The organism is Sphaerisporangium sp. NPDC049003, assembly GCF_043197795.1.
Lineage (GTDB): Bacteria > Actinomycetota > Actinomycetes > Streptosporangiales > Streptosporangiaceae > Sphaerisporangium.
This window is the reverse complement of record NZ_JBICTU010000018.1, coordinates 151,888-177,531: the sequence shown is the minus strand read 5'-3', so window position 1 is coordinate 177,531 and position 25,644 is coordinate 151,888. Positions and strand designations below refer to the sequence as shown.

The window sequence follows — 25,644 nt, the reverse complement described above, 5'->3', positions numbered from 1 at the left end:
GGGGACCGTCACGAGGGGACGGGCCTCCGGCTTCTCGCGTCAGGTGAGGTAGCGCTCGACGGCCACGACGCGCCCGCCCGTGTGGTGCAGGACCGCGATCGCGCCCTTGCGGAGGTGGGTGTCCTCCGCGTGGCCGTCGAAGCGGTGCTCGCACATGCCGGTGATCAGCTCGGGCAGCACCTTGCCGTGGCCGCACACCGCCGTCGGCCTGCCCTCGTCCAGGATGGACAGCACGAGCGACAGCGACAGCGAGGTGTCGTACTCGGTCTCGGTCAGCAGCCGCTCCGTGCGGATCTTGAGGACCTCCCTGGCGGCGTACGGCAGGAGCGTCTGCACGCACCGCCTGCTCGGGGAACTGACCAGCGACGCCGGCCGGTAGCCGTACAGGATGTCGGCGATGGTCCTGGCCTGCGCCTCGCCCGCCTCGTCCAGGGGGCGCAGGTCGTCGTCGCCGGTCCAGTCCTGGCGCGTGCCCGCGTACGCGTGCCTGGCCACGACGAACGGCGTCGTCGCAAGGGGCGCCGCGCCGAACGCCCGCAGCAGCCCGGCGTCCCACTCGTACGTCAGCCGGGCGCGCGCCTCCTCGACGGGAAGCCACACCAGCGCGTCCACCTCGTCGGAAGGCTCCTGGGCCACCTCCTCGATGGCCCGCGCCACCCAGTAGTCGACCCGCTTGAGCCGGCCGCCCTTCATGTAGTGGACGGGGGGCAGGTGGCGGCCGAGCGCGACGCTGAGCCCGGTCTCCTCGGCCACCTCGCGCAGGGCGCCCGCGATCACGTGCTCGCCGGGCTTCAGCTTGCCCTTCGGGAAGGACCAGTCGTCGTACTTCGGGCGGTGGACCACGGCGACCTCGGGATCGCGGCTGTCGCCCCGCCACACGACCGCCCCGCCGGCGCGGATGAGGTCGGTCGGATGCTCAATGCATTCAGTCATCGATGGACCTCCACCGGCGGGTTCCGACTAGATGGGACTGGAGGTCGAGCAGGGGCTCGCCGTTCTCGCCGAGGTGGTGGCGCACCCACGTGCCGTCGCCGTTGAGCCACCAACTGCTGGTGGTGTCGGCCATGGACAGGTCGAGGAGCTCTGAGAGGTACGCGCGATGCTGCGCGCTGCTGACCTTCACCAGCGACTCCACCCGGCGCTCGATGTTGCGGCGCATCAGGTCGGCGCTCCCGATCCAGATCTCCGGCCGGCGTCCGCCGCCGAACTCGTAGATCCGCGAGTGTTCGAGGAACCGTCCAAGGATGCTCCTGACCCTGATGTTCTCCGACAGACCCGGAATGCCCGGCCGGAGCGTGCACACGCCTCTCACCACGAGGTCGACGGGCACGCCGGCCTTCGACGCCGCGTACAGGGCGTCGATCAGCGGCTCGTCCACCAGCGAGTTGGTCTTGACCCGGATCCGGGCGGGGCGGCCGGCCACGTGGTGGGCGATCTCCCTCTCGATCCGGGTCAGCAGCCCGCCGCGCATGGAGTGCGGGGCGACCAGCAGCCGCCGGTAGGCCGAGTGGTGGGAGTAGCCGGTCAGGTGGATGAACAGGTCGGTGAGGTCCTCGCCCACCAGCGGGTCGGCCGTGAGCAGGCCGAAGTCCTCGTACTGCCGGGCGGTCTTGGGGTTGTAGTTGCCCGTGCCGATGTGGCAGTACTGGCGCAGCTCGCCGGAGGGCTCCTGCCGTACGACCAGTGCCAGCTTGGCGTGGGTCTTCAGGCCCAGCACGCCGTAGACCACATGGCAGCCGGCGCGCTCAAGCTTGCGCGCCCAGGTGATGTTGGCGTGCTCGTCGAACCTCGCCTTGATCTCCACCACGACCACGACCTGCTTGCCGGCCTCCGCGGCGTCGATCAGCGCGTCCACGATGGGCGAGTCGCCGCTGGTGCGGTAGAGCGTCTGCTTGATCGCCAGCACGTTCGGGTCGGCCGCCGCCTGCTCGATGAACCGCTGCACGCTCGTCGAGAACGAGTCGTACGGGTGGTGGACCAGGATGTCGCGCTCCCGCAGGACCGAGAAGATGTCGTCCTCGGCGTGGACGGCCTCCGCAGGGACGAACGGCGTGAAGTTCAGCTCTCCCCGGTCGAGGTCGGCGATCGCGTGCAGGCCCGTCAGGTCGAGCGGGCCGGGCAGCCGGTAGATCTCGTGGTCCGAGACGTCCAGCTCGTCGACGAGGAGGTCCAGGACCGCCTGGCTGATCGTGTCCTCCACCTCCAGCCGTACGGGCGGCCCGAACCGCCGCATCAGGAGCTCCTTCTCCAGCGCCTGCATGAGGTTCTCGGTGACGTCCTCGTCCACGTCGAGATCCTCGTTGCGGGTCACCCGGAAGACGTGGTGCTCGACCACCTCCATGCCCTTGAAGAGCTGGCCGAGGTGGGCGGCGATCACGTCCTCCAGCGGGACGAAGCGTTCCCTGGAGGCGGAGACGAAACGTGGAAGCTGTGAGGGGACCTTGACGCGCGCGAAAACGGTGTGCCCGGTGCTCGGGTTGCGCACCGTGACCGCGAGGTTGAGTGAGAGGCCCGAAATGTACGGGAATGGGTGGGCGGGGTCCACGGCGAGCGGGGTCAGCACCGGCCTCACCCGCTCGCGGAACAGCTTGCGCATCGCCGTGCGCTCGTCCCTGTCGAGGTCGTCCCAGCGCACGACCTCGATCCCCACGTTCGCGAGCTGAGGGCAGACCTGCTTGTGGTAGGCGGCCGCGTGGCGCTGCGCGAGGTCGTCGGCGATGGCGGCGATCCTGGCCAGCTCCTCGCGCGGCTTGAGCCCGCTCTTCGTGCGAAGCAGCAGGCCGGTCGCCATCCGGCGTTTCAGCCCCGCGACGCGTACCCGGAAGAACTCGTCGAGGTTGCTGGCGAAGATGGAGAGGAAGCGCACCCGTTCCAGCAGCGGCACGGAAGAATCTTCGGCAAGCTCCAGGACCCGTTCGTTGAAGTGGAGCCAGCTCTCCTCACGATTGAGGAAGCGCTCTTGGGAAAGAGGCAGGTCATCGTGTCCTTCAGGGGTCGGTGGCACGATCTCGGCGGACATATGTCCAAAATGCCCTACTTAATTGAACGGCACGTTAACTTTTTAGCAACGACGGTTTTACTTACCCGGATGCCGGGTCCCCGTCCTGCCGCCGTCCCCCGCCCTGCGCCTGTTCCGCGCCCTGCTCCCCGCCCGCCGCGAGCTCGGCACGTTCCACCAGGGGGACGCGCTCCACCAGATCGACGCGCTCGACCAGCTCCACCCGCTCGGCGCTCCCGGAGGCGAGCCGGGCCCGCCGCTCGGCCTCCCGTTCGGCCTGCTTGGCCTTCTGCTCCAGCAGCTTGAGCTCCTGCGCGCGGATCTTCTCCTGTTCGCGGCGCTCCTGGGTCAGCAGCCTCTCGTGCTCGCGCTGCTCGCGTGCCCGGATCTTCTCCTGCTCGCGGAGGATCTTCTCCTGCTCACGCTGCTCGCGCGCGCGGATCTTCTCCTGCTCCTTGAGCTCCTTCTCGCGGGCCTTCTCCTGCTCCTTCAGCTCCTTCTCGCGAGCCTTCTCCAGCTCTTTGAGCTCCTTCTCGGAGGGCCGGGTCAGGCTCCGGAGCTCGATGACGGGAGGAACCTCAAGCCGGCCGCCGCGCGTGGAAGCGGCGGTGAGGCCGGGACGCGGCTCCAGCCCCGTGAGACCGTTCCAGGCGAGGTTGACCAGATGGGCGGCCACTTCCTCGCGGTCGGGCTTGCGGGCGTCGAGCCACCACTGGCCGGTGAGGGCCACCATGCCGACGAGCATCTGCGCGTACATCGGCGCGAGCGTGGGCGCGTACCCCCGCTCGGCGAACTGGTCGGCGAGAACGTCCTCGACCTGGCTGGCGATGTCGTTGATGAGGCTCGCGAACGTGCCGGTGCCCGAGGCGGCGTGGGAGTCGCGCACCAGGATGCGGAAGCCCTCGCTGGACTCCTCGACGTACTGGAGCAGGGCAAGGGCGGCGCGTTCGAGGCGGATCCTCGGGTGGCCGGCGTTCAGGGCGACGCCCACCAGGCTGAGCAGCCGCTGCATCTCTCTGTCGACGACGACGGCGTAGATGCCCTCCTTGCCGCCGAAGTGTTCGTAGACGACCGGCTTGGAGACCTTCGCGCTGGCGGCGATCTCCTCGATGGAGGTGCCGTCGAACCCCTTCTCGGCGAACAGGGTGCGGCTGACGCGGATCAGTTGTTCCCTGCGCTCCTTACCGGTCATGCGTACGCGCGATCGCGGTTCGGTCATGGGTCTAATAATGGCTGGCCCGGTGGGCCCGGCAACCGCCAACGTCCCAGTTTGCCCGGATATATCGTGATTTGAAGGGTCGGACGCGGCGGAAAAGGGGGTTCGGGCCGCCGACCGGCGGCCCGACATAGGGGCTGAATCACCCAAGCCGCTTCGCCGCCAGACGCTCAGGGGTCGGCCACCTGACGTCGGTCGCCCAGCCGGCCTGCTCGCACCAGCGGATCACGCGGGCGCTCGGGTCGAGTTGGCCCTTGAGCGCGCCGTGACGGGCGGAGGTCGGGTCGCAGTGGTGCAGGTTGTGCCACGACTCGCCGAAGGACGGGATGGCCAGCCACCACACGTTGCGGGACTTGTCGCGAACCTCGAAGGTCTCGTCGCCGAACACGTGGCAGACCGAGTTGATCGACCAGGTGACGTGGTGGAGCAGGGCGATGCGCACCAGGCTGCCCCAGAAGAACGCGGTCAGGGCGCCGGTGAACGACCAGGTCACGAGGCCGCCGATGACGGCGGGCAGCACCAGGGACGCGAAGACCAGCCACGGGAACGCGCGGTGGATGCGGGCGACGTCCTTGTCGTTCATCAGGTCCTTGGCGAAGCGCTCCTGGTTCGTGCGCTCGGAGGAGAACATCCAGCCGATGTGCGCGAACAGCAGGCCCTTGGTCAGCGCCTTCCAGTCGTTGCCGAAGCGCCACGGCGAGTGCGGGTCGCCCTCCTTGTCGGAGTACTTGTGGTGGCGGCGGTGGGTGGCGACCCAGTCGATGACGCCCATCTCCAGTGACATGCTGCCGGCGATGGCGAGCACGATCTTGAGGGGCCTGTTCGCCTTGAAGGACCCGTGCGTGAAGTAGCGGTGAAGTCCGACGGTGACGCCGAGCCCGGTGAACACGTAGAAGAACGCGCTGATCGCGACGTCGCTCCAGCCGAGGAAGTGTCCCCAGGCCATGGGCACGGCGGCGAGCAGCGCCAGGAACGGGACCGTCACGAAGACGACCAGCAGGACGCGTTCGAAGTTGCTCTTGGGCTCGGGTTCGAGATCGGGCCGCGGGGGTGGCGGCGGCGTCGAACGGTCTACGACGACGGTCATGGGCTACCTCACGTGATTCTCGACGAAGTACTGACGATCTGTAGCTACGTAACCGTAACCTACGCCATCGTAAGTTAGGAATCCCTAAGCTCGGAATGTGGAGAAGATGACGCTTCGGGCGTCATCCGGTGGCGGATCCACGCCTTGCGCATACATGCCCGTATCTGTTAGAGGAACGCGCGCGGCAGGCCAAAAGGGGGGCCTGGATGTCCCAAGGATGCGTGCCCGTCCCACGGCGCGCCCGCGCCGTGACCGGCGCCCCACGAGGTTGGGGGAAATGCGTTGAGCGCCGAGAGGCTCTGATGGGTATCCTTGTCACCGCGGTTTGGGAAGGTCTCGAATCGATCCGGCGTGGGGTAATTGGCAGCCCACCTGCCTTTGGAGCAGGGTTGTCCTGGTTCGAGTCCAGGCGCCGGAACTCTTCCCGCACAAGTCAAGCGCGGACCCTGCCAGAAGGCGTCCGGCCCCTTCGCCGAGGGGGCTGGATCGCTCCGGGGAGGCGGCGGGTATTCTCACGGTGTCGGGCGGATGGCCGTGCGGTGCCTGGGTGATGGCCGTACGTCGTACCCGTACTGACATGTCTCAGCCGCGACGCCGAGGGAGCCTCAGTCCGTGAGTGTGCCGCGCCCGGCAGCCGTCATCGTCCTCGCAGCCGGCGAGGGAACCCGGATGAAGTCCAGCAAGCCCAAAGTCCTCCACGAGCTATGCGGTCGCGCCCTTGTCGACCACATGCTCACCGCCGCCAGAGGCCTCGCGCCCGAGCGCCTGATCGTCGTGCTCGGCCACGCGCGTGAACAGGTCCAGGCCTACCTCGCCACGACCGGCCCGGACGCCCACGCGGTCGTCCAGACCGAGCAGAACGGCACGGGCCACGCGGTCCGCACCGTCCTTGAGTCGGTCGGCACGATCAACGGCACGATCCTCGTGACCTACGGCGACACACCGCTGTTGCGCACCGAGACCCTGGCCGAGCTGCTCGCCACCCACGGGGCCGAGGGCAACGCCGTCACCGTGCTCACCGCCGAGGTGCCCGACCCCACCGGGTACGGCCGCATCATCCGCGACACCACAGGTGCCGTTCTCGCGATCGTCGAGGACAAGGACGCCTCGCCCGAACAGCGGGTGATCAAGGAGATGAACTCCGGCGTCTACGCCTTCGACGGCCTGCTGCTGGCGGACGCCGTGAAACGGGTCTCCACGGCCAACTCCCAGGGTGAGGAGTACCTCACCGACGTGCTCTCGATCCTGCGGGAGGACGGCCACCGGGTGGGCGCGTACGTCGCCGGCGACCACGTCGAGGTCGAGGGCGTCAACGACCGCGTGCAGCTCGCCTTCGCCCGCACGGTCCTCAACACCCGCGTCCTCGAAGCCCACATGCGCGCAGGGGTCACGATCGTCGACCCCGCGACCACCTGGGTCGACGTCGAGGTGACCATCGAGCCCGACGTGGTGGTCCAGCCGGGCACCCAGCTGCGCGGACGTACCGCCATCGCCTCCGAGGCGGTGGTCGGGCCCGCGACGACCCTCACCGACACGGTGGTGGGCGCGGGGGCCGTGGTGCGCAACTCCGTCTGCGAGGGGGCCGAGATCGGCGACGGGGCCACTGTGGGCCCGTTCGCCTACCTCAGGCCCGGCACCGTGCTCGGCCGCGGCGCCAAGGCCGGCACGTACGTCGAGATGAAGAACGCCCGCGTCGGCGAGGGCTCCAAGGTGCCGCACCTCACCTATGTGGGCGACGCGACCATCGGCGAGGGCACCAACATCGGCGCCGCGAGCGTGTTCGTCAACTACGACGGCGTCGAGAAGCACCACACGACCGTCGGCGACCACGTCCGCGTCGGCAGCGACAACATGCTGGTCGCTCCGATCACGATCGGAGACGGCGCCTACACGGCCGCCGGCTCGGTCATCACCAACGACGTTCCTCCGGGGGCGATGGCGGTGGGCCGGGCGCACCAGCGCAACATCGAAGGGTGGGTCGCGCGCAGGCGCGCGGGCACGGCTTCGGCGGAGGCCGCGCTGCGCGCGACGGCCCAGGCCGATGAGGCGGAACAGGACGACCCGGTCACGCAGTCCGGGGAACAACAGCGGGGGAGCACCAAATGAACGAGCACGCTGAGCCTGCCGAGAGGCACGGCGGTGCTTTCGCGGACGCGTCGGGCCACGCGCCCGGCGAGGAGGGAAGCATGACCGGCAAGAAGACCACCGGCGAGAAGCACCTGATGTTCTTCTCCGGCCGGGCCTATCCCGAGCTCGCCGACGAGGTGGCGCAGCACCTCGGCATCGACATCACTCCCACCAGGCTGCACGACTTCGCCAACGGTGAGATCTACGCCCGCTACCTCGAATCCGTACGGGGCAGCGACGCGTTCGTCATGCAGAGCCACACCGAGCCGATCAACAAGTGGATCATGGAACAGCTGATCATGGTGGACGCCCTGAAGCGGGCGTCGGCCAAGCGGATCACCGTGGTCCTGCCGTTCTTCGGCTACTCCCGTCAGGACAAGAAGGGCCGTGGCCGCGAGCCGATCACGGCGCGGCTGATGGCCGACCTGTTCAAGACCGCGGGCGCCGACCGGCTGATGTCGGTCGACCTGCACACCCCGCAGATCCAGGGCTTCTTCGACGGGCCTGTGGACCACCTGTTCGCCCTGCCGGTGCTCCACCGCTACCTCAGCGGCAAGCTCGACGCGGCGAACACCACGATCGTGTCGCCGGACACCGGTCGTGTGCGCCTCGCGGAGCGCTGGGCCGACCAGCTCGGCACCGCGGTCGCGTTCATCCACAAGCGCCGCGACCTCGACGTGGCGAACCAGGTCAAGGTGCACGAGGTGGTCGGCCAGGTCAGGGGCCGCACATGTGTGCTGATCGACGACATGATCGACACCGGCGGCTCGATCTGCAAGGCGGCCGACGCCCTGTACGAGCAGGGGGCGACGAACATCATCGTGGCCGCCACCCACGCGATCTTCTCCGACCCGGCCGTCGACCGCCTGAAGAACTCCCGCATCTCCGAGGTGGTCGTGACCAACACGCTGCCCATCCCCGAGGAGAAGCGCTTTGACAAGCTGACCGTGCTGTCGATCGCCCCGCTGATCGCCCGCGCCATCAGCGAGGTCTTCAACGACGGCTCCGTGACCAGCCTCTTCGAGGGCGACAGCTGACCTCACCGTCGCCGTACGGCCCCCGGCCAGATGGCCCGCCGGGGGCCGTACGGCTTCGACGCGGCTCTCTCTCGCCCTGTCCGCCGGCGGTGGACCGTCGCATCTGGCGGACAGGTAGTCTTTGAGGGTTGTTCGCGCTCGTAACGCCTTCCGCTAGGGCGGGTGAGGGTGAGCGCCTTCCATTCCTGAGACTCCCTAGGAGATACGCCGTGTCCGAGGTACGCATCGCCGCCGAGCCCCGCACCGAGTTCGGCAAGGGCGCCGCGCGCAAGATCCGCCGCGAGAGCAAGGTCCCCGCCGTCCTGTACGGCCACGGCATCGAGCCCAAGCACCTGACCCTGCCGGGCCACGAGCTGCTGCTCGCCCTTCGCACGCCGAACGTGCTGATCCGCCTCGAAGGTGAGGGCGTCGACGAGCTCGCGCTGCCCAAGGGCGTCCAGCGTGACCCGATCAAGGGCTTCTACGAGCACGTCGACCTGCTCCTCGTGAAGCGCGGCGAGAAGGTCACCGTCGACATCCCCGTCACCCTGACCGGTGACATCGCCCCGGGCGGCCTGCTCGACCAGCAGCTCATCACCGTCTCGGTCGAGTCCGAGGCCACGCACATCCCCACGGGCGTCGAGGTCGACATCGAGGGCCTGGAGGTCGGCGCCGTCGTCACCGCCGGCGACCTGAAGCTGCCGAAGGGCACCTCCCTCATCGCCGAGCCCGAGACGGTCGTCCTGCAGGTCATCAACGTCCCGACCTCCGCCGAGGCCGAGGGGGCCACGGAGGGCGAGGCCGCCGAGTCCGCCGAGGCCGCCGAGTAGTCTCCCGTATCGTCGGCAGGGCAGCCAGGAGGCCGGTCACCGGTCACCGGGCTGCCCTGTCCTGTATCAAGAGCATTCGAGGGCAAGGCGCCGAAGTGGAACGGAGAGGTCTGTCGTGGACCGCTGGTTGATCGTCGGGCTGGGCAACCCCGGGCCCGAGTACGCCGGTAACCGGCACAACGCCGGGTTCATGGTGCTGGACGAGCTCGCCGCCCGGGTGGGCGGCCGGTTCAAGGCGCACAAGGCCCACGCGGAGGTCGTCGAGGGGCGCCTCGCGGGCGCCCCCGCCGTGCTGGCCAAGCCGCGGACCTACATGAACCTCTCCGGCGGGCCCGTCAAGGCCCTGGCCGACTTCTTCAAGGTCGCCCCGGCGAACGTCATCGTGGTCCACGACGAGCTGGACATCCCGTACGGGGCGCTGCGCGCCAAGCTCGGCGGGGGCGACAACGGGCACAACGGCCTGCGGTCGATCAGCAAGTCGCTGGCCACCAGGGACTATCTGCGGGTGCGCTTCGGCGTCGGGCGCCCGCCCGGCCGCATGGACGCGGCCGACTTCGTGCTGCGCGACTTCGCCACGGCCGAGCGCAAGGAGCTGCCGCTGCTGGTCGACCGCGCCGCCGACGTCGCCGAGTCGCTGATCGTGTCGGGCCTTGAGGCCACGCAGAACACCTTCCACCCCTCCGACCTGAAGCCGGTCAAGCCGCCGCGCTAGCCCGGGTTCCGCGGAGTTTCCTGATTTCCCCAAGATTCGCTCATGGGGCCGCTAGCATCCCTCACGGACAGTGTCCGATCGGTTGCGGGGAGGATGCCTGGTGGACGGCGAGCGGCCGGCGGTCACCGTCCAGAAGGCGTCCGCGGCTCCGGGCCGTGCCGCCTCACCCGGCCGTCCGTCCCTTCCCGGGTGGGCGCTGCGCTACCGCCTCCAGGCCATGGCGGCCGACCTCGGATGCGGCCTGCTCGCCGGGGCCGCCGCGGTCGTCGTGCGCTTCGGCGAGGTCACCCCGTATGTCACGCCGTATCTCCTGCTCAGCCTGGTCCTGCCGGTGCTCTGGGTCGCCATGGTGGGGCTCAACCGTGCGTACGAGGCACGGCTGATCGGGGTCGGGTCCGAGGAGTTCCGGCGCATCACCCAGTGCGGCTTCTTCCTCACCGCCGGAGTGGCGATCACGGCGTACGTGACCAAGACCGACCTCGCCCGTGGTTACGTCGTGCTGGCGCTCCCGCTGATGACGGCCCTCACCCTCTCCTGCAGGTACGGCCTGCGCCAGCGGCTTCACGTGATGCGGGCCAGAGGGCTGTGCATGCGGCGGGTGGTGGCGGTGGGTCACCACGCGTCCGTCGCCGATCTGGTCCGCCTGTTCCGGCGCGAGCCGTACCACGGCATGGAGATCGTGGGAGCGTGCCTGCCGCGCCACGACGTCACAGAGGACGTGGACGGCGTCCCCGCGCTCGGGGACTTCTCCGACATCCCCCTGGTGGTCTGCCAGGCCTCGGCGGACACCGTTGCCGTGCTCGCCTGTCCCGAGCTCGACGGCACCGCCCTGCGCCGTCTCGCCTGGCGGCTGGAGAAGACCCGCACCGACCTCGTCGTCGCCCCGGCGCTCATGGAGGTCGCCGGGCCGCGCACGACGATCAGGCCGGTGGCGGGGCTGCCGCTCCTTCACGTGGAGCATCCCGAGCTGTCCGGGGTCCGCCAGTTGCTCAAGAACGTCTTCGACCGCACGGTCGCGGCCGTGGCGATCGCCGTCCTCGCGCCCGTCCTCACCGTGCTGGCGCTGGCCGTACGGGCCACGAGCCCCGGGCCGGCGCTGTTCCGGCAGACCCGCGTCGGCAGGGACGGGGTGGAGTTCACGATCCTGAAGCTGCGCACGATGAGCCGCGACGCCGAGCGCCACAAGATCCACCTCGTCAGCGACGGCGACGGCCTGCTGTTCAAGATCCGGGGCGATCCGCGCGTCACCCCGCTGGGTGGCTGGTTACGGCGCCACTCCCTCGACGAGCTGCCGCAGCTCCTCAACGTCCTGCTGGGCCACATGTCACTGGTCGGGCCCCGGCCTCCCCTTCCCGAGGAGGTGGCCGGGTACGGTGACGATGTCAGGCGGCGGCTGGTCGTCCGGCCGGGCATGACAGGTCTGTGGCAGGTGAACGGCCGGTCTGATCTCTCCTGGGAGGAATCGGTACGGTTGGACCTACGTTATGTCGAGAACTGGTCTCTCATGCTGGATCTTCAGATCCTGTGGAAGACCTGGTCCGCCGTGGCACGCGGCTCGGGTGCTTACTGACCCGGCGCCAGAAAACTCGGGGTGCGGCATCAGGAAGGGCAACGTGACGATACGCGACGACCACGTACTGGCCAGGGATCTGGCGGCCGAGGCCGGCGAGAGGCTGCTCGCGCTGCGCTCCCGCCAGGGGTTCGACGATCCCGTGGCGTTGCGCCAGGCGGGTGACCGCGAGGCCCACGCCTACCTGGCCGAGTCGCTGTCGCGCCTGCGCCCGAGCGACTGCGTGCTGTCCGAGGAGGGCACGCGCGAGGAGCGGCTCGACCCGCGCCGCCAGTCCGCCGACCGCGTATGGATCATCGACCCGCTCGACGGCACGCGCGAGTTCGGCGACACGGGCCGCTCCGACTGGGCCGTCCACGTGGCCCTGTGGCAGCGCGCACCACGCTCGGGTACGGCCGCGCCGGTGCGGGGGGAGCTCGTGGCGGGGGCTGTGGCGCTGCCGGCCCAGGGCCTGACGCTGTCCACCGTCCAGCCGCCCGCACTGCCCGTGCCGCCTGTGCCGCCGTCCGGGGGCCCCGAGAGCAGGGTGCGCATCGCGGTCAGCCGCACCCGGCCGCCCGAGTTCGTCAGGAAGCTGGCCTACCTCGTCGGCGCCGACCTCGTGCCGATCGGCTCGGCGGGTGCGAAGATCGCGGCGGTGCTCACCGGGCAGGTGGAGGCGTATATCCACGCCGGAGGCCAGTACGAATGGGACTCGGCCGCGCCCGTGGCCGTGGCGCAGGCGGCGGGAGCCCACGCGAGCCGCATCGACGGCTCTCCGCTGATCTACAACCAAGGCAACCCCTCGTTGCCGGATATCCTGGTCTCCCTACCGGATCTGGCGCCAACGTTGCTCGCCGGCATCCGCGACGTGCACCGCTAGGGCGAGACTCCCGGAGGAAGAGTAGATGCTTCAGAGCGACTACACGACGTCGCAGCTCGACGTCCTCGAAGCCGAGGCCATTCACATCATGCGTGAGGTCGCGGCCGAGTTCGAGCGCCCCTGTCTCCTCTTCTCGGGCGGCAAGGATTCGATCGTCATGCTGCGCATCGCCGAGAAGGCGTTCTGGCCGGCGCCGATCCCCTTCCCGCTGATGCATGTGGACACCGGGCACAACTTTCCCGAGGTGATCGAGTTCCGCGACCGGCGGGCCACCGAGTTGAGCGCCCGCCTTGTCGTCGCGTCCGTACAGGAGTCGATCGACGCGGGCCGGGTCACCGAGGAGACCGGGCGGCGCGCGAGCCGCAACCGCCTCCAGACCACCACTTTGCTCGACGCCATCGAGGAGAACGAGTTCGACGCCGTCTTCGGCGGCGCGCGGCGCGACGAGGAGAAGGCCCGCGCCAAGGAGCGCGTGTTCTCCTTCCGCGACGACTTCGGCCAGTGGGACCCGAAGAACCAGCGTCCCGAGCTGTGGAACCTCTACAACGCGCGCATCCGCAAGGGCGAGCACATCCGCGTCTTCCCCCTGTCCAACTGGACCGAGCTGGACATCTGGGACTACATCCGCCGCGAGGGCATCGAGATCCCGTCGATCTACTTCGCGCACACCCGCAAGGTCTTCGAGCGCGACGGCATGCTGCTCGCCGACGCCGACGTGGTCAACCGCGACGAGGACGAGCCGACGTTCGAGACCGTCGTGCGCTACCGCACCGTGGGCGACATGACCTGCACCGGCGCCGTCCAGTCGAACGCCGCGACGGTCGAAGAGATCATCGCCGAGATCGCCGCCACCCGCATCACCGAGCGGGGCGCGACGCGGGCCGACGACCGCGCCTCCGAGGCCGCCATGGAGGACCGCAAGAAGGAGGGCTACTTCTGATGCCCCTTCTCGCCCCTGTCCCGGGTCCGTTCCCCCGCCGCGCCGGCCGCACAACCGATGGAGAGCAGTTCTGATGGACATCCTGCGTTTCGCCACGGCGGGTTCGGTCGACGACGGCAAGTCGACCCTCATCGGACGACTGCTCTTCGACTCCAAGGCGATCTTCGAGGACCAGTTGGAGGCCGTCGAGCGCACCAGCCGTGACCGCGGCACCGAGTACACCGACCTGTCGCTGCTCACCGACGGCCTGCGGGCCGAGCGCGAGCAGGGCATCACGATCGACGTGGCCTACCGCTACTTCGCCACGCCGAAGCGGAAGTTCATCATCGCCGACACCCCGGGCCACATCCAGTACACCCGGAACATGGTCACCGGCGCGTCCACGGCCGACCTGGCGATCGTGCTGATCGACGCGCGCAAGGGCGTGGTGGAGCAGTCCCGCCGCCACGCGTTCCTCACCACGCTGCTACGGGTGCCGCACCTGGTGCTCGCGGTCAACAAGATGGACCTGGTCGACTACTCCAAGGACCGTTTCGAGGAGATCCGCGAGGAGTTCACGGCCTTCGCGGCGAAGCTGAACGTCTCCGACCTGACCTTCATCCCGATCTCGGCGCTGCACGGCGACAACGTGGTGTCCCGCTCGGAGAACATGCCGTGGTACCAGGGCACGTCGCTGTTGCACCACCTGGAGAACCTCCACATCGCCTCCGACCGCAACCTCGTCGACGTCCGCTTCCCCGTGCAGTACGTCATCCGTCCCCAGCGGGCCACCGACCCGGCGTTCCACGACTACCGGGGGTACGCCGGCCAGGTCGCCGGGGGCGTGATCAAGCCGGGGGACGAGGTGATGCACCTGCCGTCCGGCCTGTCGACGCGCGTGGCCGCGATCGACACCTTCGACGGGCCCGTCGAGGAGGCCTTCGCGCCGATGTCGGTCACCCTCCGCCTGGAGGACGACATCGACATCTCGCGCGGCGACATGATCTGCCGGCCCAACAACCGGCCGCAGGTCGCCCAGGACCTCCAGGCGATGGTCTGCTGGATGACCGACGGCCTCAAGCTGGGCCCCCGTTCGAAGCTCGTCATCAAGCACACCACCCGCACGGCTCGCGCGCTGGTGCGCGACCTGCACTACCGGCTCGACGTGAACACCCTGCACCGCGACGAGGCGGCCACTTCCCTCGGGCTCAACGAGATCGGCCGCGTGTCGCTGCGGGTCACCCAGCCCCTGTTCGTGGACGACTACGCAAGGAACCGCCTCACCGGCGGTTTCATCCTGATCGACGAGACCACGAACGGCACCGTCGGCGCCGGCATGATCGTCGACGCCCGGTGAGAACGGTCGGCTGATGCCCGGTGAGAACCGTCGGCACCGGCATGGGCCTCAACGGCCGGTGAGAACTGTCGGTGCCGGCTGGCAGACTCGCCCGGCATGAGTGATGACGTGCGGCTGAGGGCCGTCGGAGAGGCCGATCTGGAAGTGTTCCTGGCGCAGGAGCACGACCCCGAGGCCGTCCGGCGGTCCAAGTTCCCTCCCCGCGAGCGAGAAGCCTTCATGACCCACTGGAAAACGAGGGTCCTCGGAGACCCCACGGTCCTCGTGCGTGCGGTCATCGTCGGCGGGGAGGTCGCCGGCAACCTCGTGTCCTGGTGGGAGCAGGAGCGGCGCTTCACCGGCTACTGGTTCGGCCGCGCGTTCTGGGGCCGGGGCATCGGCAGCACGGCGATGACGCTCTTCCTCCAGGAGGAGAAGACCCGCCCGCTCTACGCCGACCCCTACATCGGCAACACCGGCTCGGTGCGCCTGCTGGAGAAATGCGGTTTCCAGCGCACCGGCACCATCATGCACGGCGAGAACGAGCACGTCATGCTCGTCCTTTCCGAGAGCTAGCCGCTGCTCCGGAGGCACGGCGCAGCGGCCTCGCCGGGCTCATCAGTGAGCGAAGGCGCGGCCGTGATCTCGCACCATACGGTCCAGCCGGGGCCGTCGGGGTTGGAGCGGAAGTCCCACCGCCCACCCGAGAGCATGTCGACGATGGCCAGCCCCCGCCCGCCCTCCGCGAGCAGAAACGCCGGCTCCGTACGGCCGCGCGGGCTTTCGGCTGCCAGGCCCGTGTCCCTGACCTCGACGCGCAGCCGGTCGTCGTGTGCCGACAACCGGAGGACCAGTGGCTCGGACACGGCGGGCCCATGGGCTGCCCCTGCCAACTGGTGCCGGGCGTGCCTGAGGGCGTTGGTCACCAGCTCGGAGACGGCCAGGCGCACGGGCTCGTACGCCGGATGCTCGGCTCCGAGCCAGTCGCGTACCTCGGCACGGGCGCGAGCCGCCGATTCGGGATCACTTGGAAGACGAATCTCTTTGAGAGTGTCCGGCGTCATTGATATGCCTTCCCAGTCCGTATCGGCTGAATTCCTGTTTCACTCGGCTCGCCGGCCGAGGCGCCGCCGTGTCTTCGGCGTGTGCCCCATACGGTGGCAAACAATCGGGGGAGTGAAACGATTATTCGGGTTCGCAATGTGTTCACAATCGCGTGAACCCTCTCGACCGGCTTTGTGAATGCCCAGCATGATGGCCGTGACGCGGTATCAGGCGGCACGAGAGGAGCCCGGAGATGACGGTAAGCCTGGAGCCGGATCCGTCCATATCCCCGCGTATTCAGTTCGGGACAGAACTACGTAAATTCCGACTTTCCGCAGGTTTCTCCCAGCGGAAACTCTGTGATGCGATCCACGTGTCGATCAGCCAGCTCAGCATGATCGAGAACGGTCACCGGGCGCCGACCATGGACCTGGCCCGCCAGGTGGACGAAACCTTGGGACTGGGAACGACGCTCACCGGCCTCCTCGACCGCCTGAACCGCGCGGCGGCCCAGCTTCCCCGCTGGTTCCGCCCCTGGCTCGACTTCGAACGCGAAGCCGAGGCCCTGCGAATATGGGCGCCGTTGATAGTTCCCGGTCTCCTGCAGACCGAGGACTACGCGCGAGCCATCCTGAGCCGCAAGCCCGGCATCACTGTCGAGGAGGTCGAGGAGCAGGTCACGGCCAGAATGGATCGGCAAAGCATTCTGAGACGGCCGATGCCGCCGATGCTCTGGGTCATCCTGGATGAGAGCATTCTCCACCGGCCCATCGCCGGACCGGAGGTCATGAAGGGCCAGTTCGAGCACCTGCTAGAGAGCGGTGAAAACCGTCGTATATCCCTTCAGGTGCTTCCCTACCGGGCGTGTAGCGTGGTTGGGTTGCTGGGCGGATTCGTCATCGCCGAAATGCCCAAAGGTGCACCTCCGGCGGCCTACATCGACTCACAAAGCACGCAAGACCGAGTGAGCGACAGATCCGAGGAAGTGAAAGGCCTGGCATTCCTGCACAACATGATCGGCCCGGACGCCCTGCCTCGGCGAGCTTCGCTTGAAATGATCAAGGAGACGATACGGAGATGGACTTGATCCAGGAACTTCGCGACGCCCAGTGGCACAAGTCCAGTTTCTCCGGTCACGACGGAAGCGACTGCGTCGAGGTTGCCCCCCTGGCCGACGGCCGCCGGGCCGTACGCGACAGCAAGGACCGCAACGGCCCCGCCCTCGTCTTCACCCCTGTGGAGTGGACTACCTTCCTTGACCACGTGAAGACCCTCCACTCCGTCTGACCCAGGACATCGGGTAGATCCTTTACTGTTTCAGCACCCGGTGATTACTCTCCGCGATAATGTCGGCACGTTTCGTGTTGACCGTCCCGGGGGGCCGTGCCAGTGGCTGTTCGTGTGATCTTCATAGGTGGGCTGGGGCGCAGTGGCACGACCCTGCTGGAGCGATTGCTCGGCGAGGTGCCCGGCATCGCACCTCTCGGTGAGCTGGTGCATCTGTGGGAGCGTGGGGTCACCGCCCGTGAGCCGTGCGGGTGCGGGGAGGCGTTCACCGCCTGTCCCTTCTGGCGCAGGGTCGGCATCCGGGCGTTCGGAGGATGGTCGCCCGGCCTGGCCGACCGCGTGCTCACCCTGCGCCACAGGGTCGACCGCACCCGCCACATCCCCTCCATGGCGGCGCGGCAGTGCCGCGTCGGCCTCAGCGGGTACACCCGGGCCTACTCCCGGGTCTACGAGGCGGCGGCGCAGATCGCCGCGTGTCCCGTGGTGGTCGACTCCAGCAAGCACGCGTCCCTGGCCTTCTGCCTGAGCACATCCCCGGTCGTCGATCTGAGCGTCGTCCACCTGGTCCGAGATCCGCGCGCGGTCGCCTACTCCTGGCGTCGGCGGGTCAGAAGACCCGAGGACGGCACCCCGATGACCCGCTGGAGACCCCTCCGCACCTCCGTTCACTGGGTCGTGCAGAACCTCGCTTTCGAGTTGCTCGCCCGCCGGGGCGGCACCGTGATCCGCATCCGGTACGAAGACCTGCTGGCCGACCCCCACGCGGTCCTGTCCGCCCTGCTGGTCCGACTGGGGTTCGGCCAGGCCGACGGCGGTGGGCTGGCGTTCCTCCGTCCCGGTCTGGCCGAGCTGTCGGTGGCGCACACCTGCGCCGGCAATCCGATGCGGTTCACCGCCGGGTCCCTGGAGCTCACCAGAGACGACTCCTGGTGCGACAGCCTGTCCCGCCGTCACCGATGGCTGGTCACCGCGCTGACCTGGCCGCTGATGATCCAGTACGGCTACCGCGTACGCGATCGGCGGGCACCGGAGGCGGCTCCCTCCCCGCTGCTCGCGGCAGGGCTTCCCGCCTCGGAGTGCAGATGAGCCCGACCGTCGGTGTGGTCGTCCCCACGCGAGGAGACCGTCCCGGCCTCCTCCTGGCCGCGCTGCGTGCGGTGCTGGGCCAGCGTCATCCGGGCGGCGTCGACGTCGTCGTGGTGGTCGACGGCGGCCCCGTGGAGCCGGTGGTCGCGCAGGTGGCCGGGGTCGTCACCGAGGCACGGGGGAGGGTCCGCGTCCTGCCGAACCGTTTCAGCCCCGGGCTGCCCGGAGCCCGCAACACCGGCATCGCCGCGCTCGCCACCGACCTGGTGGCCTTCTGCGACGACGACGACCTGTGGCTGCCGGGCAAGCTCGCCGCCCAGCTCGCCGCGCTCGCCGCCGACCCGGCCGCCGAGTTCGCCGGCTGCGCCATCGAGGTCGAGTACGACTCGCGGCGCGTCGCCCGGCTCGCCGGCACGAGCCAGGTCACCACGCGGCACCTCACCCGCTCGCGCATGGTGATGGTCCACTCCTCCACGTTCCTGTTCAGGCACGGGTCCGTCTGGCCGGACGAGAGCGCCCCCGCCGGGCAGAACGAAGACTGGGACCTCGCCCTCCGCGCCGCCGGTCGCCACCCCCTGGCGTACGTCGACCGTCCGCTGGTGCGGGTCCGCTGGGGAGCTTCCGCGTTCGTGGCGCGGTGGGCCGACCGCATCGCGGGCCTTGAGTGGATGCTCGCCCGGCACCCCTACCTGGCCGCCGACCCGCGCGGCGCCGCGCGGATCTACGGGCAGCTCGCCTTCCACAACGCCGCGCTGGGCCGCCGCCGTGAGGCGGGCCGCTGGGCCGCTCGCGCGTTCGCCGCCCGCTGGGGGGAGCCCCGCGTCCCGATCGCGCTGGCCGTCGCGCTCGGCATCGTGCCGGCCCGCGCGGTGCTCAGCGCACTGCACACCCGAGGGCATGGAATCTGATGGCACCTCGGACACAGACCCGTGAGGGCGCCGCGCCGGCGATCATCGGGAGCCGCCCCCGAGTGACGGTCGCGGGCGTCGAGGTCGACGCTCTCACGGAGGGGGAGGTGGTAGGCCACGTGGTCGCCGCCCTCGCGCGGGGGGAAGGCGGACACGTGGTCACCCCCAACGTCGACATCTGCCGCGCCTGCTCGCACGACCCCGAGGTACGGGCGCTGGTGGCGGCCGCCGACCTCGCCGTGCCCGACGGTATGCCGCTGGTGTGGGCGTCCAGGCTGCTCGGCACGCCCGTGCCCGAGCGCATCACCGGAGCCGATCTGATCTGGTCGCTGTCGGAGGCGGCGGCGTCCTATGATCTCCCGGTCTACCTGCTCGGCGGGCCTCCGGGGGTGGCCGTACGCGCGTCCGAGGTACTGGCCGACCGCTATCCCGGCCTGCGGGTGGCGGGGGTCATCTCCCCTCCGCAGGGGTTCGAGACCTCGGAGGAGGGCCTGATGGCCGTTCGTGAGGTTCTGCTCGTGGCGCGTCCCCGCCTGGTGTTCGTCGGGCTCGGCTTCCCCAAACAGGACCGCCTGATCGCCGCCCTGCGCGACGATCTGCCCGGGGCCTGGTTCGTCGGCTGCGGCGCGGCGATCGCCTTCACCGCGGGATCGGTCCGGCGGGCCCCCGAGTGGATGCGACGCTCCGGCCTCGAATGGCTGTTCCGCCTCGCCTGCGAGCCCGGCCGGCTCGCGCGCCGCTACCTCGTCGACGACCTGCCCTTCGCGCTCCGCCTGCTCACTGTCTGCCTGCTGAAGCGCCTGATCAAGAGCGCGATGTCGCCTTCGGCGTGATCACGCGACGCTTCGGGTCCGTCCTTCGACGTACGCGGGTGCGGGTCGGTCCTCAACCTCCGTGGGCGTAGGTCGGCTCCTCAACGTACGCGGGTGCAGGTCGGCTCGAAGTGGAGGCTCCGGGTCACGCCGTCCTCCGACAAAGATCGCTTTATGGGGAGCGGGTCAGGTGGCGGATGCGGGTGATCTCCTCGGGGGTGAGCTGATCACGATAACGGTCCAGGGCCTGGCGCGAGTCCATGGGCCGGTAGGCGGTGCGTGACAGGCCCGACCAGGCGAAGCCGCCGTCCTCCGTGCCGCGCGGCGGGCCGCCTCCGTTCGAGCCGTCCGCCGGGACGTGTCTCGTCCCCGCCGCGTCCGTCCGGCCGTCTCCCGCCGTGCAGGCCCGCTCGATCCGCCTTTCGGCCGAGGCGGACCAGGTGAGCCCGCACCACTCGTACAGATCCCGGTAGCCCGTAACCGGGTCGGTGGCGAGGTGCTCGTAGCGGGCCAGGCGGATGGACGGGTGCCGTCCGGCCAGCGTCTCGGCGACGGACCGCGCCACCCGCCACAGGGCGGCGGCCTTAGCGAGGCGGTCCTGCGAGCCGACGAGCGGGCGGAGCGCATCGACGGACGGGTGGTCGCGCACCAGGAGCGGCTGTTCGAGCAGTTCGTGGAAGTAGACGGTCCACCCGAGCCGCTGCCAGCTCGCCACGAAGGACACAGGTTCGCGCACCAGCAGGACCACGCGGCAGCCCAGGCGCTCGGCGAACCAGCCCGCCGAGAACAGCGCGAACGGGTCGTCCAGCAGCGCCCGGCGCCCCAGCAGCCTGCCCAGCGTGAAGGCGGCGGCGTTCTTCGCCAGGCGTGCGAGGTCGCCGGGCGACCGGTTGCGGCGCAACTCGGCGGCGTAGCGGTAGCGCAGGGCCACGGTGTCGGCGAAGGCGCGCAGCCAGGGCCCCTCGTTGTCGCGGCAGATGTACTGGAACCGGTGGCTCACCGTGGCGTTGAGGATTCCGGGAGAGCGGCCGGGCGGGCGCTGCGGGTTGAGCGGCTCGTTGACGTAGATCACCTCGCCACCGGCGGCGAGCATCTTCCCGGCCCAGCTCGTGCCGCTCCTCGGCAGCCCGGTGACCAGAATGGGCCCGCTGCCTCTCACCGGGATGGGCACCGGGATGGGCCCGTCGTTCACGTGGCCTCCTCGACGCGCCAGGGCCGCAGGGAGGGCAGGCTGTGGACGCCGAACGGGCGCAGCTCGTACAGGCGGGCGATCTGGAGCAGGGGGAGCACGTTCTTGGCGAGGACCCCGCCCGACCAGCCGAGAACGGCGCCGAAAGCGCCGTGGGCGGGCACCAGGAGGACGTCGAGGGCGACGGTCACCGCGATCGCGCCGAGGATGTTCATCATGCTGGAAGCGGTGTGCCCGGCGGCGATCAGCACGACGTCGACCATGCCGCAGGAGGTGGCCAGCATCATGGTCGCGGCGAGCACGGCCGCCACGGCGGCCCCGTGCCGGTAGCCGTCGCCGAACACCCGCAGCAGCCATGGCGCGAGCGCCGCGTACGCCAGCCACAGGGGCCAGGTCAGGACGACCAGCCACATCGTGGTCGTCTGGTACAGCTTGCGGGCGAGGGAGAGATCACCCTCCGCCAGGGCGCGTACGAGCCGGGGTTGCACGGCCTGGGCGAGCCCCTGGTTGACGAGCTGGCCGACCACCTTGAACCGCGTGGCGGCGGTGTACAGCGCGGCCTCCTCCGGCCCGGCGAGCATCGCCACGATCACGATGTCGAGCCGCTGGAACACGGCCTGGACCGCGCCGCCGAGCGCACGGGGCGCCGCGTAACGCCAGAACTCGCCCGCCGTTCCCGAGACGTACGGCCCGGAGGGCACCCGCCGGCGTAACCAGAGGGCGCTCAGTACCAGCACGGGCAGCGCGGGCACGGCCCAGGCGGCGGGGAGCGTCCAACTCAGGCCGGAGGCCGCGCCCGTCAGGGCCAGGCCTCCCACGAGGACGAACTGCGCCCCTGGCTGGAGCACCCCGCTCAGCAGCGCGGTCGGGCGCATCGAACCGAGACCACGGGTCGCGGAGACCAGGACGTCGGCGCAGACGATCACAGGAAGCGCCACCGCGAGCGTCCGAATCGCCGCGCCGAGCATGACCGTGACCGCGCCGGACCCGGCCATGACCCCGCCGGACCCGGCCGTGACCGAGTCCGGGCCGGGTGCGGCTGTGACCGCGCCGGACACCGCCGGGGCCGGGTTCGGTAGGAGGACCGCTGTGATCGCGTCTCCCCAAACGATCACGATGATCGCCGTGAGGATGGACAGCACGATGACGGGTGCCAGCGCCGCACGGAAATATCGGGAAATGTCCTGCTCGCCGTGCCTGCGGGACCGGGCGATGAAGTAGATCAGCCCGTTGCCCGAGTCCAGCCGGAGGATTCCGGCGACCATCAGGCAGAGCGTCGTCGCGGTGAAGACGGCGCCCGCCGTGCCCGTGTCGAGGCCACGGGTCAGGGCCACCACGATCAGGAACTGCGACCCCGCGTTGACGACCGCCCCGGCGAGCCCCGCCATACCCCCCTTGACCAGCGAACCAGCCCCACCGGCCACCGGGCCCGGGACCTCTGGTGAGGAGATCGCACCGTCGCCGGTCATCTGCGCCAGGAGGGGTCGCCGCCCAGCCAGGGGCGGAGTCGCTCGTCCCACGGGGCGAAGTGGTCGGACAGGGAGTCTCGCAGCGAGGCCGGCATGTCGGCGGGCCGGGGGCGGGCGTTGTGGCGCTCGAAGACCGGGTCGTCGAGGCGGGGGAGCCCGAGGAACTCCAGCACCTCGTCGTACACGCACTCAGGCGAGGTGAAGAACCGCCCGCTGTCGATCACCAGGATCCGGTCCCGGCCGACCAGAGGCTCCAGCCGGTCGAGTTGCTCGGCGTACCGGCCGCGGGCGAGGTAGGCGTGGTGGCGGTGGGCGTGGCTCAGCGCGTACGGGTGCTCACACAGCCGCTCCGCCTCCCCGGCCAACCGGTGGGGCTCCAGCTCGATCGCGCGCTCGAACGCCGGCTCGGTCTCGAAGCCGCGTGCCACCTCGTGCGCGTGAGCCGAGTAGGCCCGTTCGACCGGATCGCGGACCAGCACGATCAGCTTCGCCCCCGGCAGGTCACGGGTGATCCGGGAGGCCGCCAGCGGGTGGAACATGTAGTACGGCGAAGATTCGAAGGCGAGCGGGCGTATGCCGTACCTGCGCTCAAGGCGGTGGGCCGTGGCCTTCAGCGGGAAGTGCGCGCGGTACCACGACAGCCCCTTGCCGTACGCCGTGTCGAAGTAGTGGACGCCCTTGCGGAGCACCGGTTTGAGCATCAGGGGATGCTGCGAGAGAGCACGGTAGAGGGAGGTCGTGCCGCTGCGTTGCGCACCGACGATCATGAACGTCGGGAGGAGGCGCCCGCTGACGGTCAGCCGCCCCGCCGTATGGGAGACGACGTGCGCGGACATCTTCACAGTGCGGTTCATGGCAGGACCTCCTGGTGATCGACGAGGGGATTGAGCCATTGGGAGGGAGGCCCGAGCGGCTGGTGACCGTCCCGCTCATACCGGTCGGTCAGGGCGATCAGGTAGCGGACCGCCGTCTTTCTCGCCTGGGCCGCCGACACCCCGAAGGGCGCGAGCGTCCGTACGGCCTGCGCCAGGCACGCCTCGGCGGCGACCGGGGGTGACATCCGTCGCAGCGCCCTCTGGAAGAAGAGGTGGAGTGCGTCGAAGCCCAGGGGCACGCCGGTGGCGAAGCGTTCCCAGTCCCAGACGAGCAGGCGGCCGTCGGGAGAGGGCGCCATGTTCCACGGGGAGAAGTCGCCGTGCCAGGCGTGATCGCCGCCTCCGCCCGGCTCCGGCGAAAGGCTCGGTGGACCCTGGCACGGGTCCCGCCGGCCGGCTCCCGCGTGGTCCGCGCGCGCCAAGCCCAGCGCGGCGATCTCCGCGACCGTGCGGTCGAGCAGAGCCGGAGAGACGCGGCCGCCTCTCACCGGCAGGGGGGAAAGGACCAGCACCTCCAGGCCGTTCCAGATGCCGTGGTGCAAGACGGTGGGGCTCACCACGACCTCCAGGGGCGTGGCCGCCAGCAGTCCAAGCGTCGCGCTCTCGTGCCGGATCAGCGCCCGCGATCGGTCGGTGTCGCCGATCTTGACGAAGGCGAGCGGCTCCCCGGTGGCTCCGTGGATCTCCAGGACGGGTTTGCGGTTGGCGCGCAGGGCCGGTCGTACGTGGGAGGTGGCCCTGACAGGCTCCCCGAGCACCTCGCTGAGGTGACCCTCGATCGTGCCGGGCCCGTGGGGAAGGAGCCGCCGCCCCGGCAGCCATCGCGACCGGGGCACGAGGCGGCGCGGCAGGAACCTGCTCGGAACCATGGCGTACGCGGCGTAGGAGGCGTGCCCTGCGGAACCCCGGCTGGGAACGGGACCGGAGGCGGGGTCCGATGGCGGAGGGGGGTAGAGCTGGGGGAGTACCTCGTCGAGGTAGTGGAGGCGGGCGCGGTAGTCCCTCATGGGCGTGCCTCCACCGCCGGAGCTCCGGCGCTCCGGCCGTTGCGCCAGAGCAGCGCGAACGAGATCAGATAGAGGCTCAGCGCGGTAACCAGGCCGTCGTAGACGAACATGTAGAGCAGCACGAGGATCATCACGAGCGTGCCGGCCTGGCCGATCGGCGTGCGGTCGCGCCAGAAGCGGCGGATGGCTCCCGTGAAGAACGCGACATACAGCGCCGCCCCGGTGAAGCCCTGAGTGATCAGCAGCAGCCAGATCTGCCCGTCGCTCCCCAGCGGGGGATGGCCGCACTCGGCGCACCAGCCGGTCCTGCCCGTGGTGATCGTCTGGTAGTTGCCGAAGGCGTTGCGGGTGTTGCCGTAGCCGATGATCGGGGAGTGGGTGGCCGCCTCCAGCGTGCTCGCGACCGTGAACGCCCTGATGGCATTGCTGTGCGGGCTTTCCAGGCGCTGGGCCACGATGGTGTTGAGCGGACCGGCGGCGAACACGAGCGCCGCCGCCACGAGGGCCGTGCCGATCGCGAGCCCCGTGCGCGGACGGGCGCGCATGAGGACGTACGCGACGGCGACGGCGAGGCCGATCCACAGGCCCCGGTTGAGCGAGTAGACGATCGGGATCGTGGCCAGAGCGGCCACGGCCACGCACACCACCCGTCGCACCGGCCCCCCATAGGTCCACCAGCCGACGACGAACCAGATCAGCAGCACGGAGATGTTGCTGCCCCAGGCGTTGGCCCACTCGAACGGCGCCTCAGGGCGCGGCGAGGCGTGCCCGAGGACGTGCTGGACCTGGGCCGCGGTCGGGTGGATCAGGTTGCGGACGAAGGAGTTGCCGCTGATCCAGTCGGGGAGGAGCATCTCCAGGGGCGAGGTGAACTCGAAGCGCGGGGCGACCACGCCGAGCAGCCCTCCGGCCACCGTGGTCACGAACAGCACGCCGAGCATGGCCACCAGCGTGCGCTGAGGCAGCTCGCGATCGGTGAGGTTGCCCAGGTAGAGCACCATGATCAGCAGGGCGACGTAGAGGGCGAGCCGCATGACGTAGCCGAGGACGCGGCCGGTGCCGAGCTCGCCGTACGTGCCGGGAGGCGTGTCGCCGAGCATGAGCGCGCTCACGAGGTAGCCCGCGAGGAGCAGCATCCACAGGCCCATGCCCTTGGGGACCGTGATCGGCCGCCGCTTCCAGAGCACGAACGCCATGGGCACCGCGACGACGATGATCGACAGCCCGCCGAAGCCGAGGGCCCACCAGATGGGGTATCCGACCAGAAGCGCGGCGATCGGCCAGGTCACGGGGG

The 25,644-nt window shown here is 69.8% G+C and carries 24 protein-coding genes and 1 tRNA gene; 15 read left to right on the top strand and 10 right to left on the bottom strand.

Annotation, left to right across the window (positions count from 1 at the left end):
* Window positions 1-39: 39 nt before the first annotated feature.
* From ACGFIV_RS21225 to ACGFIV_RS21210, 4 genes are all read right to left on the bottom strand, one after another.
* Window positions 40-933: an NUDIX hydrolase gene (locus ACGFIV_RS21225; RefSeq protein WP_358549742.1), complete on the bottom strand. Its 894-nt coding sequence runs from the start codon at window positions 931-933 to the stop codon at window positions 40-42.
* Window positions 926-3,019: an RNA degradosome polyphosphate kinase gene (locus tag ACGFIV_RS21220; RefSeq protein ID WP_358549744.1), complete on the bottom strand. Its 2,094-nt coding sequence runs from the start codon at window positions 3,017-3,019 to the stop codon at window positions 926-928. The genes ACGFIV_RS21225 and ACGFIV_RS21220 overlap by 8 nt, the downstream gene beginning before the upstream one ends.
* Before the next feature lie 61 nt (window positions 3,020-3,080).
* Complete coding sequence (locus ACGFIV_RS21215; protein WP_358549746.1) at window positions 3,081-4,217, bottom strand: TetR family transcriptional regulator; 1,137 nt, start codon at window positions 4,215-4,217, stop codon at window positions 3,081-3,083.
* Window positions 4,218-4,356: 139 nt separating this feature from the next.
* The gene (locus ACGFIV_RS21210; RefSeq protein ID WP_358549748.1) at window positions 4,357-5,301 is read right to left on the bottom strand and encodes an acyl-CoA desaturase; all 945 of its coding nucleotides are present in this window, start codon (window positions 5,299-5,301) and stop codon (window positions 4,357-4,359) included.
* Window positions 5,302-5,646: 345 nt separating this feature from the next.
* On the opposite strand from ACGFIV_RS21210, the gene ACGFIV_RS21205 reads away from it, so the two are divergent.
* The 10 genes from ACGFIV_RS21205 (at window position 5,647) to ACGFIV_RS21160 (ending at window position 15,249) form a co-directional block, all read left to right on the top strand.
* Window positions 5,647-5,719, top strand: a tRNA-Gln gene (locus ACGFIV_RS21205).
* Between the two features lie 194 nt (window positions 5,720-5,913).
* On the top strand, window positions 5,914-7,407 hold the full coding sequence (gene glmU / locus ACGFIV_RS21200; protein WP_358549750.1) for a bifunctional UDP-N-acetylglucosamine diphosphorylase/glucosamine-1-phosphate N-acetyltransferase GlmU: 1,494 nt from the start codon (window positions 5,914-5,916) through the stop codon (window positions 7,405-7,407).
* A gap of 80 nt (window positions 7,408-7,487) precedes the next feature.
* On the top strand, window positions 7,488-8,465 hold the full coding sequence (locus ACGFIV_RS21195) for a ribose-phosphate diphosphokinase (RefSeq protein WP_392837097.1): 978 nt from the start codon (window positions 7,488-7,490) through the stop codon (window positions 8,463-8,465).
* 209 nt (window positions 8,466-8,674) lie between these two features.
* Window positions 8,675-9,274 (top strand): 50S ribosomal protein L25/general stress protein Ctc, encoded by a 600-nt coding sequence (locus ACGFIV_RS21190; protein WP_392837063.1) that lies wholly within the window; start codon window positions 8,675-8,677, stop codon window positions 9,272-9,274.
* A 115-nt stretch (window positions 9,275-9,389) separates the two neighbouring features.
* Window positions 9,390-9,986 carry an aminoacyl-tRNA hydrolase gene (gene pth, locus ACGFIV_RS21185; RefSeq protein ID WP_358549754.1) on the top strand — a complete coding sequence of 199 codons (597 nt, stop codon included), beginning with the start codon at window positions 9,390-9,392 and terminating at the stop codon, window positions 9,984-9,986.
* 217 nt (window positions 9,987-10,203) lie between these two features.
* Window positions 10,204-11,556, top strand: a complete 1,353-nt coding sequence (locus ACGFIV_RS21180; RefSeq protein ID WP_358549798.1) for a sugar transferase — start codon at window positions 10,204-10,206, stop codon at window positions 11,554-11,556.
* 43 nt (window positions 11,557-11,599) lie between these two features.
* Window positions 11,600-12,418 (top strand): 3'(2'),5'-bisphosphate nucleotidase CysQ, encoded by an 819-nt coding sequence (locus ACGFIV_RS21175; protein WP_358549756.1) that lies wholly within the window; start codon window positions 11,600-11,602, stop codon window positions 12,416-12,418.
* A 25-nt stretch (window positions 12,419-12,443) separates the two neighbouring features.
* On the top strand, window positions 12,444-13,358 hold the full coding sequence (cysD, locus tag ACGFIV_RS21170) for a sulfate adenylyltransferase subunit CysD (protein ID WP_358549758.1): 915 nt from the start codon (window positions 12,444-12,446) through the stop codon (window positions 13,356-13,358).
* A gap of 73 nt (window positions 13,359-13,431) precedes the next feature.
* Window positions 13,432-14,694: a sulfate adenylyltransferase subunit CysN gene (gene cysN, locus ACGFIV_RS21165; protein WP_358549760.1), complete on the top strand. Its 1,263-nt coding sequence runs from the start codon at window positions 13,432-13,434 to the stop codon at window positions 14,692-14,694.
* Between the two features lie 96 nt (window positions 14,695-14,790).
* Window positions 14,791-15,249, top strand: coding sequence for a GNAT family N-acetyltransferase (locus ACGFIV_RS21160; RefSeq protein WP_392837056.1), 459 nt, complete (start codon window positions 14,791-14,793; stop codon window positions 15,247-15,249).
* Here ACGFIV_RS21160 and ACGFIV_RS21155 read toward each other — a convergent pair.
* Window positions 15,246-15,737: an ATP-binding protein gene (locus tag ACGFIV_RS21155; RefSeq protein ID WP_392837053.1), complete on the bottom strand. Its 492-nt coding sequence runs from the start codon at window positions 15,735-15,737 to the stop codon at window positions 15,246-15,248. The two genes, ACGFIV_RS21160 and ACGFIV_RS21155, sit on opposite strands and share 4 nt — an antisense overlap.
* A gap of 233 nt (window positions 15,738-15,970) precedes the next feature.
* Here ACGFIV_RS21155 and ACGFIV_RS21150 point away from each other — a divergent pair, with 233 nt between their 5' ends.
* The 5 genes from ACGFIV_RS21150 (at window position 15,971) to ACGFIV_RS21130 (ending at window position 19,831) form a co-directional block, all read left to right on the top strand.
* Window positions 15,971-16,804 carry a helix-turn-helix transcriptional regulator gene (locus ACGFIV_RS21150; protein ID WP_358549766.1) on the top strand — a complete coding sequence of 278 codons (834 nt, stop codon included), beginning with the start codon at window positions 15,971-15,973 and terminating at the stop codon, window positions 16,802-16,804.
* Window positions 16,795-17,004 (top strand): DUF397 domain-containing protein, encoded by a 210-nt coding sequence (locus ACGFIV_RS21145; protein ID WP_358549768.1) that lies wholly within the window; start codon window positions 16,795-16,797, stop codon window positions 17,002-17,004. The genes ACGFIV_RS21150 and ACGFIV_RS21145 overlap by 10 nt, the downstream gene beginning before the upstream one ends.
* Window positions 17,005-17,106: 102 nt before the next feature.
* On the top strand, window positions 17,107-18,090 hold the full coding sequence (locus tag ACGFIV_RS21140) for a sulfotransferase family protein (protein ID WP_392837048.1): 984 nt from the start codon (window positions 17,107-17,109) through the stop codon (window positions 18,088-18,090).
* Window positions 18,087-18,998, top strand: coding sequence for a glycosyltransferase (locus tag ACGFIV_RS21135; protein WP_392837045.1), 912 nt, complete (start codon window positions 18,087-18,089; stop codon window positions 18,996-18,998). Before ACGFIV_RS21140 ends, ACGFIV_RS21135 begins: the two co-directional genes overlap by 4 nt.
* Window positions 18,998-19,831, top strand: coding sequence for a WecB/TagA/CpsF family glycosyltransferase (locus ACGFIV_RS21130; RefSeq protein ID WP_392837042.1), 834 nt, complete (start codon window positions 18,998-19,000; stop codon window positions 19,829-19,831). Before ACGFIV_RS21135 ends, ACGFIV_RS21130 begins: the two co-directional genes overlap by 1 nt.
* Window positions 19,832-19,982: 151 nt before the next feature.
* Here the strand turns inward: ACGFIV_RS21130 and ACGFIV_RS21125 are convergent, their stop codons facing one another.
* The 5 genes from ACGFIV_RS21125 to ACGFIV_RS21105 are packed head-to-tail and all read right to left on the bottom strand — an operon-like array spanning window position 19,983 to window position 25,639.
* Window positions 19,983-21,002, bottom strand: a complete 1,020-nt coding sequence (locus tag ACGFIV_RS21125) for a sulfotransferase (protein WP_358549776.1) — start codon at window positions 21,000-21,002, stop codon at window positions 19,983-19,985.
* Window positions 20,999-22,468, bottom strand: coding sequence for a lipopolysaccharide biosynthesis protein (locus ACGFIV_RS21120; protein WP_392837039.1), 1,470 nt, complete (start codon window positions 22,466-22,468; stop codon window positions 20,999-21,001). Before ACGFIV_RS21120 ends, ACGFIV_RS21125 begins: the two co-directional genes overlap by 4 nt.
* Entirely contained in the window at window positions 22,465-23,322 is an 858-nt protein-coding gene (locus ACGFIV_RS21115; protein WP_358549780.1) for a sulfotransferase, read from the bottom strand. The genes ACGFIV_RS21120 and ACGFIV_RS21115 overlap by 4 nt, the downstream gene beginning before the upstream one ends.
* Window positions 23,319-24,350, bottom strand: coding sequence for a hypothetical protein (locus ACGFIV_RS21110; protein WP_392837036.1), 1,032 nt, complete (start codon window positions 24,348-24,350; stop codon window positions 23,319-23,321). Before ACGFIV_RS21110 ends, ACGFIV_RS21115 begins: the two co-directional genes overlap by 4 nt.
* A complete protein-coding gene (locus ACGFIV_RS21105) occupies window positions 24,347-25,639 on the bottom strand; it encodes an O-antigen ligase family protein (RefSeq protein WP_392837033.1) in 1,293 nt (430 codons plus the stop codon). The genes ACGFIV_RS21110 and ACGFIV_RS21105 overlap by 4 nt, the downstream gene beginning before the upstream one ends.
* Window positions 25,640-25,644 lie beyond the last annotated feature (5 nt).